The sequence below is a fragment of the Lentzea sp. NBRC 105346 genome, from assembly GCF_030269605.1.
Classification (GTDB): Bacteria; Actinomycetota; Actinomycetes; order Mycobacteriales; family Pseudonocardiaceae; genus Lentzea.
Genome location: NZ_BSTQ01000009.1, coordinates 41,392 through 56,196, shown reverse-complemented (window position 1 = coordinate 56,196; position 14,805 = coordinate 41,392). Strand labels below are relative to the sequence as shown.

The window sequence follows — 14,805 nt, the reverse complement described above, 5'->3', positions numbered from 1 at the left end:
GACCGCTGGGCGGGCGGCGAGCTGAGGCAGCGGACGCGGTGGCCGGTGCGGCAGGGCTCACGGACGAGGCGTGACGCCGCAGGCATGATCGCTGGCGAGATACCCGGCGAAGGCGGCGGAGTGGCGGCGAACGGGTCGCTGTCCGAGCCGGACCGGGGGGCCGCGGTCCGCCGCACCTGGGGCTGCTGGACGGGTCGGACCCGAGGCCGCTGCCGGTCGATGGCCAGGCGGGACCTGAGGCCGCTGGCCTAGCCGGACCCGAGGCCGCTGCCGGTCGAGCCGGACCTGGGGCTGCTGGCCTAGCCGGACCCGAGGGCACCGCCGGTCGAGCCGGACCCGAGGGCGATGGCCAGGCGGGACCTGGGGCTGATGCCGCTGCCCCCGCGCGCTTCCTTGTTGCGCAACGATTGAGCGGGCCGGTTCGTTCCGCGCGATTGCGGTCAACGGCCCGTTCGCGACACCTATGTCCGCGCCGCCTCGGCGGGTGGGGCGGTACCAGCACAGAGACCAGCAGCGACCCTGCCCGGCGAGCCACGCCAAGACCGGCCACGCGAAGGCGAGCCACGTGGAGACGGGGCTTGGCCGACGCGGGGTGCGGGGCAAGGTCAGCCGCCCGCTACCGACGGGAGGATCTGGATCTCCGCGCCTGGGTTGATCGGCGTTGCGGCGCCGTCCAGCCGGCGGCACTCCTCGCCGTCCACGTAGAAGTTGACGTAGCGGCGCAGGCCCGCGCGCTCGTCGCGGAGTTTGCGGTCCAGCGCCGGGTACTGGGAGGCCAAGGAGTCCAGTACGGAGCCCAGAGTTGCGGGGGCGGCTACATCTACGTCCAGGCGGGACGCGCCGCCCACGGCAGTGCGGAGGACGCCGGGGACTAGTACGGAGACCCTCACGAAGCGATCACCGCCGCTCGCACCGACAGGACGTCCGGGAGGTTGTCCGCCACCAGGTGCCAATGGTCGCCCTCGTCGGGTGACGCGTAGACCGAGCCCGAGCGGGACCCGAAGTAGATGCCCGCCGGCGAGCCGGAGTCGGTGCACATGGCGTCGCGCATTACCGCGGTCCAGAAGGAGTCGGGTAGGCCGGAACCCAAGGCCTCCCAGGTGTTGCCGGCGTCGCGGCTGCGGTACACCCGGCACTTGCCCTCGGGCGGGAAGCGGCGGCCGTCCGTCTCGATCGGGAAGTTGTAGATCGTGTCGGGCTCGTGCGGGTGGACGACCATGGCGAAGCCGAAGTCCGTCGGCAGACCGTCCGCTATGGACTTCCAGGTGACGCCGCCGTCGTCGCTGCGGTACACGCCGTGGTGGTTCTGCAGGTAGAACCGCGAAGGGTTCGAAGCGTGCTGGGCGATCTTGTGCACGCATTGGCCGAACTCGGGATACGGGTCCGGCATGAAGTAAGCCTTGATGCCCGTGTTGCTGGCCTCCCAGGACGCGCCGCCATCCGACGTCCGGTACACGCCGCCGGTCGACATCGCCACGGTCACCCGGGAGGGATCATCAGGCGAGGGCACGATCGAGTGAACTGCCTGGCCGCCGAAGCCCGCGCCCCACTCCGTGCGGTGCGGGTGCTTCCACAGGCCCTCGATGAACGAGTACGTCCGGCCACCATCAGTAGAGCGGAACAGCGCGGACGGCTCCGTGCCCGCCCACACCACGCCCGGCTGACTAACAGACCCCGGCTGCAGTTGCCACACCCGCTCCAAGGACGCATCAGCGGGAAAGGCGATGGGAGCGTGATCGGGTTCGTCCCAGGTGACGCCCAAGTCGTCGGACGTGGCCACCGACGGGCCCCAGTGCTCGGACGTCACGCCGGCCAGCAGGCGAGGTACAGCCGGACGCGTGTCGATCGCCACGGCGTACACGCCCGTCATCGGGTGATGTGGCCCGTCCAGGTGCCACGAAACGCGATCCTCGCTGGTAGCGACCCACAGGCCCTTGCGGGTGCCGATCGCCAGCACTGCCTTCGAAGCCATTGCCGACCTCCCCGGAGTTGTGATGTGGGGCACGTTACGCCGGGGGTCTGACAATTGTGGAAACACCACTTAGCCCCTCAAGTTACTCGCTGGTAGCCTCCGCGGAGACCAAGGAGGTACCAGTGCTGCTCGACCCCAACACCTACGACGCCAAGCACCTCGACGCGGAGACGCAAAGGCTGCTCAAAGCGACCATCGACTGGTTCGAGAACCGCGGCAAGCGGCAGCTCATCGCCGACGCCCAGGACAAGGTCTGGTACAGCGAGTTCCTGGACTTCGTGAAGCGCGAGAAGCTCTTCGCCACCTTCTGCACACCTCAGGCCCAGGACGAGACCAAGCGCTGGGACGCCGCCCGCAACGCCGCGTTCAGCGAGATCCTCGGGTTCTACGGCCTGCAGTACTGGTACGCCTGGCAGGTCACGGTGCTGGGCCTCGGCCCGATCTGGATGAGCGCCAACGAGGAGGCCAAGCGGAAGGCCGCGAACCTCCTCGACAGCGGCGCCGTCTTCGCGTTCGGCCTGTCCGAGAAGGAGCACGGCGCGGACGTCTACTCGACGGACATGATCCTGACGAAGACGCAGGACGGGTACAAAGCCAACGGCAGCAAGTACTACATCGGCAACGGCAACGTCGCCGGCATGGTCAGCGTCTTCGGCAAGACCGACAGCGACGACTACGTCTTCTTCGCCGTCGACAGCCAGCACAAGAACTTCAAGCTCGTCAAGAACGTCGTGGACTCGCAGATGTTCGTCAGCGAGTTCCGCCTCGAGGACTATCCCCTCACGGAACAGGACATCCTGCACCGCGGCCCCGAGGCGTTCTCCGCCGCGCTCAACACGGTCAACGTCGGCAAGTTCAACCTGTGCACGGCCAGCATCGGCATCTGCGAGCACAGCTTCTACGAGGCGATCACGCACGCGAGCAACCGGATCCTCTACGGCAACCCGGTCACGGACTTCCCGCACGTCAGGCAGAACTTCGTCGACGCCTACGCCCGCCTGCAGGCGATGAAGCTCTTCGCCGACCGCAGCGTCGACTACTTCCGCACCGCGGACGAGAACGACCGCCGCTACCTCCTCTTCAACCCCATCACGAAGATGAAGGTCACCAGCGAGGGCGAGCAGGTCATCGACCTGCTGTGGGACGTCATCGCCGCCAAGGGCTTCGAGAAGGACACCTACTTCACCCGCGCCACCGCGGACATCCGCGCGCTGCCCAAGCTCGAGGGCACGGTGCACGTCAACCTGGCACTGGTGCTGAAGTTCATGCCGAACTACCTCTTCAACCCCAAGCAGTACGACGAGGTTCCGAGCCGCCACGAGCCGAAGGACGACGAGTTCTTCTGGCGCCAGGGCCCCGCGCGCGGCCTCGGGAAGATCCAGTTCCACGACTGGGAGCCGATCTACACCGAGCACGCGGACATCCCGAACGTCGCCCTGTTCCACGAGCAGGCCACGGCGATCAAGACGCTGCTGACGACCGCGGCTCCGGACGCCGAGCAGCAGAAGGACCTCGACTTCCTGCTCAACCTCGGCCACCTGTTCACGCTCGTCGTGTACGGCCAACTGGTGCTCGAGCAGGCGAAGATCACCGGCGTCGACCACAAGGAGATCGACCAGATCTTCGACGTCCTGGTTCGCGACTTCAGCGCCTACGCGGTCGCGCTGCACGGCAAGACCAGCTCCACCGAGGCGCAGCAGAACTGGGCACTGCAGCAGGTCAGGAAGCCGAAGACCGACCAGGCTCGCTTCGACCACGTCTGGCAGCAGGTCCAGGCACTGTCCGGTAAGTACGAAATGCGCCCTTGACGCATCACACGATCGAACGTTTTGATGTGTCCGATCGTGTTCAACCTTGTTCCACTTTGAGGTCCGCCGCCGCCAGTCCGAAACACAGGAGGCGCGTGCCGTGGATCAGCGCAGATCGAAGTGGCGCACAGTCGTAGTCGCGGCGGCCGTCGGCGCGGGAGTGCTCAGCACCCCGCAGACGGCCGCCGCCATCGATGACGGCCTGGCCCTGACCCCGCCCATGGGGTTCAACAACTGGAACTCCACGCACTGCCGCGCGGACTTCAACGAGGCGATGGTCAAGGGCATCGCCGACATCTTCGTCGACAAGGGGCTGAAGGACGCCGGCTACCAGTACGTCAACATCGACGACTGCTGGGCGCTCCCGCAACGCAACGAGCAGGGCGACCTCGTCCCCCACCCCGAGCGCTTCCCCAACGGCATCAAGGCCGTCGCGGACTACGTACACGGAAAGGGCCTCAAGTTCGGCATCTACACCAGTGCCGGCACCAAGACCTGCAACAAGGACGGCGGTTTCCCCGGCGGCCTCGGCCACGAGGAACAGGACGCGAAGCTCTTCGCCAGCTGGGGCATCGACTACCTCAAGTACGACAACTGCAACAACCAGGGCGTCGACGCCAAGCAGCGCTACACCAAGATGCGCGACGCGCTGAAGGCCACCGGCCGCCCGATCGTCTTCTCCCTGTGCGAGTGGGGCCAGAACAAGCCGTGGGAGTGGGCGAAGGACGTCGGCCACCTGTGGCGCACCACCGGCGACATCGGCGACAACTGGAACTCCATGGTGTCCATCGCCAAGCGCAACATGGTGCTCGCCGACTACGCGGGCCCCGGCCACTGGAACGACCCGGACATGCTCGAGGTCGGCAACGGCGGCATGACCGACGTCGAGTACAAGAGCCACTTCGGGCTCTGGGCGATCATGGCGGCACCGCTGCTGATCGGCGCGGACCTGCGCAAGGTCACGCCGCACACGTTCGAGATCCTGGGCAACAAGGACGTCATCGCGGTCGACCAGGACAAGCTCGGCGTACAGGGCAAGGCGATCCGCTCCGAGGGCGGCCAGTACGTCTTCGTGAAGCCGCTCTCCAACGGCGACAAGGCCGTCCTGCTGTTCAACGAGAACGACAGCGGCGCGCAGATCAGCACCACGGCCCAGGAGATCGGCCTGCCGAAGTCGTTCGCCTACACCGTCCGCGACCTCTGGGCGAAGACCACTGCACACTCCGCGGGCTCGATCAGCGCCGCGCTCCCGCCGCACGGCAGCGCGATGTTCCGCGTCAGCGCGGGCGGCGACTGGTACAGCTACCCGCCCGCCGTCACGGCCGGCGCCGACGCGGCGGTGCTCTACCCCGGCGCGATGCCGCTCGTGACGCCCGGAAAGCCCGTCACCTACACGACGACCGTGCGCAACACCGGCCGCACGCCGATCATGAACCTCTCGGCCAAGCTGTTCGTGCCGGACGGCTGGAGCGTGCAGGCGAAAACCTCCACCACCAAGCTGATCCTGGCCGGCGAGAAGCAGTTCCAGACCACGTGGGAGGTCAACGTCCCGACCACCGCGGAGCCGGGCCGCTTCCCGGTCAACGCCGCGTTCGCCTACACCACGCCGCAGAGCCGGACACCGGTCAGCACGGGCTACCAGACCGAGGCCGTGGTGCCCGGCGCGGCGCCGACCGGCGTGAAGTTCCTCAGCGACCACAAGTGGTTGCGCGCGGTCAACGGCCACGGCCCGGTCGAGCTCGACACGACCAACGGCGAGGCCAAGGCCGGTGACGGCGGCCCGATCTCCATCCGCGGCCAGAAGTTCACCAAGGGCCTCGGCACGCACGCGCCCGCGCACATCGAGTACTACGCGGGCGGCAACTGCACCAAGGTCACCGCGGTCGTCGGCATCCAGGACAACAAGGTGAACCCGCTGAGCCTCGTGACCTACGAGGTGTGGGGCGACAACACCAAGCGTTACGAAAGCGGACCGGTCACCGGCACCGATCCCGCCAAGGAGCTCAGCGCGGACGTCACCGGCGCCACGGTCGTCCGGCTGATCGTCACCGACGGCGGCAACGGCAAGTCCTACGACCACGCCAACTGGGGCGATCTGAAGATCACCTGCGCCTGATCGACCTAACCGACCTGGAGGCCGTGTCGCACCGCCAGCGACGCGGCCTCCAGCCGCGAGTGCACCCCGAGCTTCGTCAGCAACGACTGCACGTGCGTGCGCACGGTCGTAACGGAAACACCGAGGCGCTGCGCCATCGCGGCCGTGCCCAGCCCTTCGACCAGCAGCCCGAGACATTCCCGTTCGCGTGGCGTCAGGTACGCGGCCAGCCGCCGCACGTCGGAGCACGGAAACCCCTGCCACGCCGGGACATCCACCACGGCCTCGCCACCGGCGACCCGGCGGATCGCCCGCACCAGCGCCGCCACGTCCCGCGACTTGTGGACATAACCGAGCACACCCCGGTCCAGCGCCCGCATCGCCGCGTCCGCGTCGCCATCCGCCGTCAGCACCAGGACTTTCGCGCCGGAAGCAAGAACACGAGGCAACACCTCGACGACGTCGCCGTCGGTGAAGTGCCGGTCGGCCACGCACACGTCGGGTCGCACGGCGTGCACGCGTTGCAACAGGGCGGCCACCGATCCCGCGACGGCCACCACGTCGAAACCGTGCTGCCGCAACACGGTTTCCAACGCCTCAAGGAACACCTTGTGGTCGTCGGCGAGCACCAGGCTGATCACGGCGACCAGCGTCGGAGGACCGGCCGGGTGAGAGCTAGAGGCAAAGGGCCTACTTTACGAACTACCTACGTAGTAACGAAATCACGGTGTGTGGCCGCACCCCCGCCGCACGGGCGACGGACATGGCCTCCAGCCGGCTGTGCACGTCCAGCTTGGCGAAGATGCTCTGCGTGTGCGTGCGCACGGTGTTCGCGGAAACGTTGAGCTGACCGGCGATCTCGTCGCCGCGCCGCCCGTCGACCATGGCCTGCAACACCTCGCGTTCCCGCGCGCTGAGCACGTCCAGCGGATCGCCGCCTTCGCGGAGATCCCGCAGCACCGCCCCGAGGTGCTCGGGCGGGAAGTACGCGTCACCGCGGCACACGCCGTGCAGCACCTCGACGAGATGCTCGACCGGACAGGACTTGTGCACCCACGCGTCGGCCCCCGCCCGCGCCGCTTCGACCACCTGCCGCCGGTCGCGGCTCGCGGTCAGCACGACCACCCGCGCTGCCGCGCCCACAACGTCGTGCACGTGGTCGGCCTCGACCGTGATGACGTTGGGGCGCAACCGGAGCACCATCTCGGCGAGGCCTTCCTCATCGGGCACGCACGTGCCGGCGACCCACAGGCCGGGCTCCGCGGAGAGCCGCACGGCCAGTGCCTCCGTGAGCATGCGGTGGTCGTCGACGAGCAGGACCCGCAGGAGCTTCACGCCACCAGGGTCCTCCCGAAAAGCGCCCGTGTCCTCGTGCGAACGCATTAGTCGCGCGGGTAGTCCTCGAGCGCCTTGATGAGCAGTTCGAGGCCGAACTCGAACTCCAGGTCGTGGTCGTACTCGCCGAGCGAGTCGAGCACCTCCGCCGTGCGCGGAAACGTCATGGCGTCGACCGGTTGGTACGGTGAGAGCGCTACCCCGCCGAGCTCCGGCGTGGTCGCCATCTCCCGGATCAGCGTGCCGAGCAGGAACGACACCAGCACGCGGATGATCCGCACGGCCGTGTCGCCGCGGAACCCGGCGCGTTCCATGTTCCTCAGCCCGGCCTCGATCGGCCGCACCCCGGTGTCCGAGCTCATCCGCCGGGTCGCCAGCAGCACGAACGCCCTGGGGTGCTTGCGCGCGTGGTCGCGTACCGCACGCGCGTGCGCCCTTATGTGGTCGCGCCAGTCGTCACCGTCAACGGTGTACGCCTCGACGTCCTCCATGATCCGCTCGGCCGCGAGGTCCAGCAGCGCGATCTTGCTCGGCACGTGGTTGTACAGCGACATCGTGCCCGCGCCGAGCTCAGCGGCCACGCGGCGCATCGACACCGCCCCCACGCCCTCGCGCTCGATCAGCCGCACCGCGGCATCCACGATGCGCGCGCGGGTCAACGGTTCACGAAGTTCGGACACTGGCGCAAACGATACGTGGTGGAGTAGCTTCGCTGCGACGTACGGCGTACGTAGGAGGATTTTCCGGCATGACCGAATCCAAGGCGCTTCGAGCGCTGCGCGAGGCGATCGTCCTGGAGCACATGGACTCGGAGAACGATCACGAGTTCGAGACGACGCTCTCGACGTTCCACCACCCCCGCTACGAGATAGTGGCGACCGGGCAGGTGTTCGACGGGCCGGAAGAGGTCAGCGCGTACTACGAACGCACCCGGCAGGCCTTTCCGGACCAGCGCAACAAGCTGATCGAACTGCACCACGCCGACGACGCGGTGATCGTGGAGTTCGAACTGGAGGGCACGCACCGGGGCAGCCTCATCGGCGAGGAGCCGACGGGCCGGCCGTTCAAGGTGCGGATGACCGCGTTCTTCCTCTTCGAGAAGGACCGGCTGGTGTGTGAGCGCGTTTACGGCGACATGGCGACCGTGCTGGCGCAGCTGGGGATGGCTCCCGAGTTCACCATGTGACGTGGCTGGACGGCGCTCGACCGCAGACCGAGGCGGGCGTCCCCCCGGCTTGGGGACCCCCTGCTTTCATTCTCCCAGCCGGCACCGACAGTTCCGGGCACTCACCACGTGACCCGGACCTCGCCCACCACCTGATCCCCACCGGTCACCGGCACGGTCAGCAGGGCCGAGGCCGGCGACACGTCGAACCCCATGGCGGACAACGCGGTCAGCCCGATCGCGGTCGTGGCACGCGGGTTGCCGTCGATCACTTTCACGGCCACCGCGTGCCCCAGAGCGGTCCCGAGCACGAGCACGCCCTCGGCCCCACCCTTGGCCACCACACCGGGCAGCAGCCGCATCACCGAGGTGTTGACGTGCCCGGTTCCCCCGACGTACTCGGGGTGCTCGCGCATCGCCGACGCGACCGGCGTGTCCATCAACGACCGAATCGCCCTGGCCAGCCCGACGAGTGAGAGCGCAACCAGCGGCGCCCCACAGCCGTCGACCGCCACACCGGCGGACCGCTCCTCCGCCAGCTCCTCGTGGGTGCGCAACACCAACTGCTGCAACGGATGCCCGAAATCCAGGTAATCGGCGGTCGGCCACCCGTTGACCACACAGGCGGCGAGCATCGCGGCGTGCTTACCCGAGCAGTTCATCCGGATCCGCGACGGCGCCGAGAGCCGGGCTCGCGTCTGCTCGTCCTCCGGCCACGACTCGGGGCACTGCAACGCCGAGACCGGCAGCGAACCCAGCAACGCGCGCACCACGTCGACGTGCCGCTGCTCCCCCGTGTGGCTGCCGGCCGCGATCGCCAGCGAGGCACCCGAAAGCGACGCCCCGGCCGACAGACAGGCAAGCGCCTGCAGGGGTTTGCCGCACGACCGGGGCAGCACCGGGTCGGTGACCGGGCCGCGGGAGACCTCGACGGCGCTGTTCGGGCCGATGCCGACGACACTGCCGTGGTGCAGGCTCTCCACGAACCCGGACCTGGTGACCTCAGCGAGCAGTGCGTGCAAGGGATGCCTCCAGATGGCGCGAGAACGACGACAACGCCAGGTTGACCACGAGGTACACCAGCGCGATGACCAGATAGGTCTGGATCAGCAGGTGGTTGTAGTTCGCCAGCACGCGGCCGGTGTACAGCAGCTCCGTGTAGCTCACGACGAACCCGAGCGCGGTGTCCTTCAGCAGCCCCACGGTCTGGCTCACCAGCGACGGCAGCATGTTGCGGATCGCCTGCGGCAGCACGACGAACCGCAACGTCCCGCGTTCCGTGAGACCGAGCGAGAGTCCGGCCTCACGCTGGCCGGGGTCGACCGAGGCGACACCCGCCCGGAAGATCCCGGCGAACAACGCCGCGTGCGACAGCGCCAGCGGCACCACGAGCTTCCAGAACAGAGGGAGGTCCAAGCCGTACGACGGCAGCACGAACAGCATCACGTAGATGATCAGCAGCACGGGAACCGTGCGCATGATCTCGACGTACCAACGGGCGAGAAAGCCCTTCGAGACAGCCAGCAGCAACCCGAAAACAGCCGCGATCACACCCGTGGCGAACGCCGCCAGCACGGTCGCCCACGCGCCGGTCAGCAGGAACCGCCACACCGGCCACGTCAGGAACGGCCGCCACTTCGCGAAGTCCAGCTGGCCGCTGTCACCGAACCGCCGCAACGCCAACAAGACCAGCAGCGCAACGACCACAACGGACACGAGCGACACCAGGCGGATCCGGCGGCGAGCCCGCGGGCCAGGAGGATCGAACACGTCAGGCGAACCGCCGTTCCAGCCGGAAGACCACGGCACCGATGCCCGCCGCCAGCACGAGGTAGCACAGCCCGGCGCCGGTGAAGATCAGCAACGGCTGCGCCTCGGCCAGGTTGATCCGGTTCGCCGCTCGCGTCAGCTCGACGACCCCCACGGCGCCGGCGAGCGAGGTCGCCATGGTCAGCGCGATGAAGATGTTCCCCAACGGCTGCACCACCTTGCGCGCCGCCTGGGGTACGACGACGTGCCGCAGCGACTGGGCGAACGTCAGCCCCAGCGCCCGCGCCGCCTCGCCCTGGCCGTGCGCCACGGCGTTGACGCCCGACCGCAGCGCCTCCGCGACGTAAGCCGCCTCGTACAAGGAGATCACCACCGCGGCGGTCCAGAACAACGGGAAGCTGATCCCGATCTCCGGGAGCCCGAACACGAACAGCACCAGCCACACCAGCAGCGGCACGTTCTGGAACGTCTCCACGTACGCGGTCCCGATGCCGCGCAGCACCGGGACCGTGCTGATCCGCAGCACCACGACCACGATTCCCAGCAGGCACGCGGACACGAACGACAGCCCGGTCAGCGCGAGCGTCGTGAGCAGGCCCTCGACGAGCAGGCTCACGAGCCCTGGGCCGACCCGATCGCGGGCGGCACGGGCGCCTCGCCCTTCACGACGGTGCCGATGGAACCGCGCCACACCTCGTGCCACAGACCGGACCGCTGGATCTCGCGCAGCCAGTCGTTGACGAACGTCTTGAACTCCGCGTCACCGTGCTTGAGCCCGATGCCGTACGGGTCGGTGGTGAACGGGTCGCCGACGAGCTGGATGTCGCGGTCCAGGCTGGCGTCCGCGATGAGGATCGACTGGTCCTGCACGTACGCGTCCGCGCGGCCCTGCTTCAGCGCGGTGAGGCATTCGGGGTCGGAGCCGAGCTCGAGGATCTTCGCCTTCGGCGCCACCTGCTGGATCGCCGTGACCGCCGGCGTGTTGGCGCCCGCGATGACGGTCTTGCCGTCCAGGTCGGCTGGTTTCGTCACGCCGGAGGTGCCCTTGCGCACCGCGATCGACTGGCCCGACTCGTAGTACGGACCGGCGAACGCCACGCGTTCCGCGCGCTTGGGAGTGATCGTGTACGTCTGGAAGATCACGTCCACGGTTCCGTTGGCCAGCAACGGTTCCCGCGTCTCGGACGTCGCCGTCACGAGCTTGGTGCGCGGCTCGCCGATGATGTACTTGGCCAGCAGCCTGCTCAGCTCGGCGTCGAACCCCGTGACCTCGCCCGTCGCCGGGTTCTGCTGCGACAGCAACGGCGCGTCGAGCGAACCCCCGACCAGCAGCTCACCGCGTTTGCGGATCTTGTCCATCGTGGACCCGGCCGGTAACTCACCCGCGACCGGCGCCTTGGCCATCAGTTGGTCTGCTGTGGTGGTAGACCCCGGGACCGCGCTCTCACCACCGGCGCAGCCCGTCAGCAGCAGCGCCAGTGACAACGATGTCAACAGCTTCCCCATGTTTTGGAACGCTACTGGGCGCGTTCAAGCGTGCACAAGGGGTATCTCACCTGGTCACGGGTTCAGTCCTCATCGCTGAACACGAGCTTCTTCGCCTCCGTCCGCCGACCGCGCAATCTTCCGAGGACACCCGGCGCGTACGGCAGCAGCAGCGACAGCACCGCGAGAGCGAGGATCACGAGCGTGAGCGGACGGCTCACGATCGCCCCGAAGTTCCCGTCGGAGATGACCAGGGCGCGGCGCAGCTGCGTCTCCATCATCGGCCCGAGGATGACGCCGAGGATCACCGGCGCGATCGGGAAGTCGTGGCGCCGCATGAAGTAGCCGAGCACGCCGACGCCGTAGGCGATGAAGACCTGCAACACGTTGCCGGACAACGAGTACACGCCCAGCGTCGCGAGCACGAGGATGCCGCCGTAGAGCAGCGGGCGCGGCACCAGCAGCACCTTCACCCAGATCTGGATCAACGGCAGGTTCAGCACGAGCAGCAGCACGTTGCCGACGAAGAGCGACGCGATCAACGCCCACACGAGCTCACTGGACGTCTGGAACAGCTGCGGCCCCGGCTGCAGGTTGAAGATCTGGAACGCCGCCAGCATCACCGCCGCGGTCGCCGACGTGGGCAGCCCCAGCGTCAGCAACGGCACGAGCACGCCGGAGAAGCTCGCGTTGTTGGCCGCCTCCGGTCCGGCCACCCCCTCGATGGCGCCGCGGCCGAAGTCGTCGCGTCCCGCCCGTTCCGCCCGCCGCTTCTCGAAGGTGTACGAGAGGAACGTGGGCACCTCGGCGCCACCCGCGGGCAGCGCGCCGAACGGGAACCCGATCGCCGCGCCACGCAACCACGGCCGCCACGACCGCGACCAGTCCTCACGCGACATGTACCCGGTCCGCAGCCGCGCCTTCTCCAGCGGTTCGATGGTGTCGTGCCCGGTACGCACGCGGGACGCGACGTACAGCACCTCACCGATCGCGAACAGGCCGACGATCACGATGGTGATGCCGATGCCCTCGGTCAGCACCGGCGCGCCGAACGTGAAGCGCGTCTGCCCGGTCACCTGGTCGAGCCCGACCAGCCCCAGGAAAAGGCCCAGCACCAACGAGATCAGCCCGCGCACCAGCGACGCGCCGAGCAGCGCGGTCACCGACACCATGGCCAGTACGGCGAGCGCGAAGTAGTCGGCGGCCTGGAACTTCACCGCGAGGTCGCCGATCGGCTTCGCCACGAACGCGAGCAGCACGGTGGAGATCAGGCCGGCGACGAACGACCCGATCGCGGACGTCGCCAGCGCCGCGCGCGCTCGTCCGCGCCGAGCCATCAGATGCCCCTCGATCGCCGTGGCGACCGAGGCCGACTCCCCCGGCGTGTTCAGCAGGATCGACGTCGTGGAACCGCCGTACATCGCGCCGTAGTAGATGCCGGCGAACATGATGAACGCGCCGGTCGGGTCGTCGAAGTTGAACGTGATCGGCAGCAGCAGCGCGATCGTCAGCGCCGGGCCGATGCCGGGTAGCACGCCGACCAGCGTCCCGATCGTCACGCCCAGCGCGGCGAAGACGAGGTTGATCGGCTGCAGCACCGTGGCGAAGCCGTTGAGGAGGTCGATCACAGCGGCAGCACCCCTCGCGGCAGGCGGATCGAGAGCAGTTCGGTGAAGGCGAAGTAGACGGCCGACGCCAGCAGCACGGCGACGACGATGTCGCGCACCAGCCTGTGACTGCCGAGGATCCGCGCGGTGAGCACGAACGACACCGCCGTGGAGATGATGTATCCCAACGGGATCACGACGTAGGCGTAGCCGATGAGCGTGACCATCAGCAGCAGCGCCGTGCGGTCGAACCCACCCTCCCGTGGCTCGCGCATCCGCCGGGCGGCCTGTCCCGTGTAGATCACGGCGAGCACGACCCACGCGGCGCACACGAGCAGCGGCACGAACCGGGGTCCGCTCACCGACCAGCCCTCGGCGCCGGGGATCGCCCACACCTGCGTCAGTGCCAGCACACCCAGCGCGACGAGGACGAGCCCGAAGATCAGCTCTCCGGGCCGCGTCCGCTGCTCGACCTCGGCCGTCGTCATGACAGCCCGAGTTCCTTCACGAGATCCTTGATGCGCTTGGTCTCCGCGGCGATGAAGTCCTTCGCCTCGCTGTCCTTCTTGTAGAAGTCCTCCCAGCCCTGCTTGGCCAGGGCTTCCTTCCACTTCGCGGAGTTGTGCATCTTGTCGACGGTGTTCACGACGGCCGTGCGGTCCGCCTCGCTCAGTCCGGGACCGGCGACGACGCAGCGCCAGTTCATCAGCTCGGCGTCGTAGCCCGACTCCTTCAGCGACGGCGCGCCTTCCTTGCCCGCCGGGCTGGTGACCGCGAGCAGCCGCATCTGGCCCGCCTGGATGTTCGCCTTGAACTCGCTGACACCCGACACACCGGCGGTCACGTCGCCGGACAGGATGCCCGCCTTCGCCTCACCGCCACCGGAGTAGCCGACGTACTGGATCTTCTTGACGTCCGCGCCCGCAGCCTTCGCGAGCACCGCGACCACCAGGTGGTCGCTGCCGCCCGCGGAGCCACCGCCCCACTTGATGGCCGCCGGGTTGGCCTTGAAGTCGTCGACGAGCTGCTTGATGTTCTGGTACTTCGAGTCCGCCCGCACCACGATGGCCTCGGCCTCGGCCGTCAGCGTGGCGATCGGCGTCGTCTTGGTGAGGTCGGTGTTGTTCTTGGCGCGTTCCGCCGCCCCGATCATCACCAGGCCGGTGACCATCCACTGGTGCGGGTCGCCCTGTCCCTTGCTGAGCAGCTGCGCCAGCCCGGTCGCACCACCCGCGCCGACCACGTTGCTGACCTCGATCGACTTGTCGACGATCTTCTCGTCCTTGAGCGCGGACTGCATCGAACGCGCCGTGAGATCCCAGCCGCCACCGGCCGCCGCGGGCGCCATGATCTCGAGATTTCGGCTGGGGAACGTCGAGGAACCACCCCCACCGCCGGACGTGTCGGTGAACTGACCACACGCGGACACGGCGAACGCAGTGATCACTGCTATCAGCGACGGCTTCATTGCACGTCTTCCCTTCGGTCCATCTAGTGGTACTTTCGAACCGCCTGGCGGTTAGATCGGACTATAAGTCGCCCATTCGGCGGTGGCAAGGCTCACAGGA

At 68.2% G+C, this 14,805-nt stretch carries 15 protein-coding genes; 3 read left to right on the top strand and 12 right to left on the bottom strand.

Annotated elements, in window-relative coordinates:
• Positions 1 to 605 precede the first annotated feature (605 nt).
• Both QSK35_RS20200 and QSK35_RS20195 read right to left on the bottom strand, forming a co-directional pair.
• A complete protein-coding gene (locus QSK35_RS20200; RefSeq protein WP_285748402.1) occupies positions 606 to 890 on the bottom strand; it encodes a MoaD/ThiS family protein in 285 nt (94 codons plus the stop codon).
• Positions 887 to 1,972, bottom strand: coding sequence for a WD40/YVTN/BNR-like repeat-containing protein (locus QSK35_RS20195; protein ID WP_285748401.1), 1,086 nt, complete (start codon positions 1,970 to 1,972; stop codon positions 887 to 889). Before QSK35_RS20195 ends, QSK35_RS20200 begins: the two co-directional genes overlap by 4 nt.
• 122 nt (positions 1,973 to 2,094) lie before the next feature.
• Here QSK35_RS20195 and QSK35_RS20190 point away from each other — a divergent pair, with 122 nt between their 5' ends.
• Positions 2,095 to 3,780, top strand: coding sequence for an acyl-CoA dehydrogenase family protein (locus tag QSK35_RS20190; protein WP_285748399.1), 1,686 nt, complete (start codon positions 2,095 to 2,097; stop codon positions 3,778 to 3,780).
• A gap of 100 nt (positions 3,781 to 3,880) precedes the next feature.
• Positions 3,881 to 5,896, top strand: coding sequence for an NPCBM/NEW2 domain-containing protein (locus QSK35_RS20185; protein ID WP_285748397.1), 2,016 nt, complete (start codon positions 3,881 to 3,883; stop codon positions 5,894 to 5,896).
• 5 nt (positions 5,897 to 5,901) lie between these two features.
• Here the strand turns inward: QSK35_RS20185 and QSK35_RS20180 are convergent, their stop codons facing one another.
• From QSK35_RS20180 to QSK35_RS20170, 3 genes are all read right to left on the bottom strand, one after another.
• On the bottom strand, positions 5,902 to 6,516 hold the full coding sequence (locus QSK35_RS20180; RefSeq protein ID WP_285748395.1) for a response regulator transcription factor: 615 nt from the start codon (positions 6,514 to 6,516) through the stop codon (positions 5,902 to 5,904).
• 61 nt (positions 6,517 to 6,577) lie between these two features.
• Entirely contained in the window at positions 6,578 to 7,210 is a 633-nt protein-coding gene (locus QSK35_RS20175; RefSeq protein WP_285748393.1) for a LuxR C-terminal-related transcriptional regulator, read from the bottom strand.
• A gap of 47 nt (positions 7,211 to 7,257) precedes the next feature.
• Positions 7,258 to 7,890 (bottom strand): TetR/AcrR family transcriptional regulator, encoded by a 633-nt coding sequence (locus QSK35_RS20170; protein ID WP_285748391.1) that lies wholly within the window; start codon positions 7,888 to 7,890, stop codon positions 7,258 to 7,260.
• A 68-nt stretch (positions 7,891 to 7,958) separates the two neighbouring features.
• Here QSK35_RS20170 and QSK35_RS20165 point away from each other — a divergent pair, with 68 nt between their 5' ends.
• Positions 7,959 to 8,396: an ester cyclase gene (locus tag QSK35_RS20165; RefSeq protein ID WP_285748389.1), complete on the top strand. Its 438-nt coding sequence runs from the start codon at positions 7,959 to 7,961 to the stop codon at positions 8,394 to 8,396.
• A 101-nt stretch (positions 8,397 to 8,497) separates the two neighbouring features.
• On the opposite strand, the gene QSK35_RS20160 is transcribed toward QSK35_RS20165, so the two are convergent.
• The 7 genes from QSK35_RS20160 to QSK35_RS20130 all read right to left on the bottom strand — a co-directional run bounded on the left by QSK35_RS20160 (position 8,498) and on the right by QSK35_RS20130 (position 14,684).
• Positions 8,498 to 9,397, bottom strand: coding sequence for an asparaginase (locus QSK35_RS20160; protein WP_285748387.1), 900 nt, complete (start codon positions 9,395 to 9,397; stop codon positions 8,498 to 8,500).
• Positions 9,378 to 10,145, bottom strand: coding sequence for an amino acid ABC transporter permease (locus QSK35_RS20155; RefSeq protein ID WP_285748385.1), 768 nt, complete (start codon positions 10,143 to 10,145; stop codon positions 9,378 to 9,380). The genes QSK35_RS20160 and QSK35_RS20155 overlap by 20 nt, the downstream gene beginning before the upstream one ends.
• 1 nt (position 10,146) lies before the next feature.
• Positions 10,147 to 10,761, bottom strand: coding sequence for an amino acid ABC transporter permease (locus tag QSK35_RS20150; RefSeq protein ID WP_285748384.1), 615 nt, complete (start codon positions 10,759 to 10,761; stop codon positions 10,147 to 10,149).
• Entirely contained in the window at positions 10,758 to 11,651 is an 894-nt protein-coding gene (locus tag QSK35_RS20145) for a glutamate ABC transporter substrate-binding protein (protein ID WP_285748382.1), read from the bottom strand. Before QSK35_RS20145 ends, QSK35_RS20150 begins: the two co-directional genes overlap by 4 nt.
• A 62-nt stretch (positions 11,652 to 11,713) precedes the next feature.
• On the bottom strand, positions 11,714 to 13,255 hold the full coding sequence (locus QSK35_RS20140; protein ID WP_285748926.1) for a tripartite tricarboxylate transporter permease: 1,542 nt from the start codon (positions 13,253 to 13,255) through the stop codon (positions 11,714 to 11,716).
• Positions 13,255 to 13,725 carry a tripartite tricarboxylate transporter TctB family protein gene (locus QSK35_RS20135; protein WP_285748380.1) on the bottom strand — a complete coding sequence of 157 codons (471 nt, stop codon included), beginning with the start codon at positions 13,723 to 13,725 and terminating at the stop codon, positions 13,255 to 13,257. Before QSK35_RS20135 ends, QSK35_RS20140 begins: the two co-directional genes overlap by 1 nt.
• Positions 13,722 to 14,684, bottom strand: a complete 963-nt coding sequence (locus QSK35_RS20130; protein ID WP_285748378.1) for a tripartite tricarboxylate transporter substrate binding protein — start codon at positions 14,682 to 14,684, stop codon at positions 13,722 to 13,724. The genes QSK35_RS20135 and QSK35_RS20130 overlap by 4 nt, the downstream gene beginning before the upstream one ends.
• Positions 14,685 to 14,805: the final 121 nt, after the last annotated feature.

Coding starts and splice junctions, on each gene's coding strand:
- QSK35_RS20195 (WP_285748401.1), bottom strand. CDS start 1,972: ATGGCTTCGAAGGCAGTGCTGGCGATCGGCACCCGCAAGGGCCTGTGG.
- QSK35_RS20165 (WP_285748389.1), top strand. CDS start 7,959: ATGACCGAATCCAAGGCGCTTCGAGCGCTGCGCGAGGCGATCGTCCTG.
- QSK35_RS20145 (WP_285748382.1), bottom strand. CDS start 11,651: ATGGGGAAGCTGTTGACATCGTTGTCACTGGCGCTGCTGCTGACGGGC.
- QSK35_RS20135 (WP_285748380.1), bottom strand. CDS start 13,725: ATGACGACGGCCGAGGTCGAGCAGCGGACGCGGCCCGGAGAGCTGATC.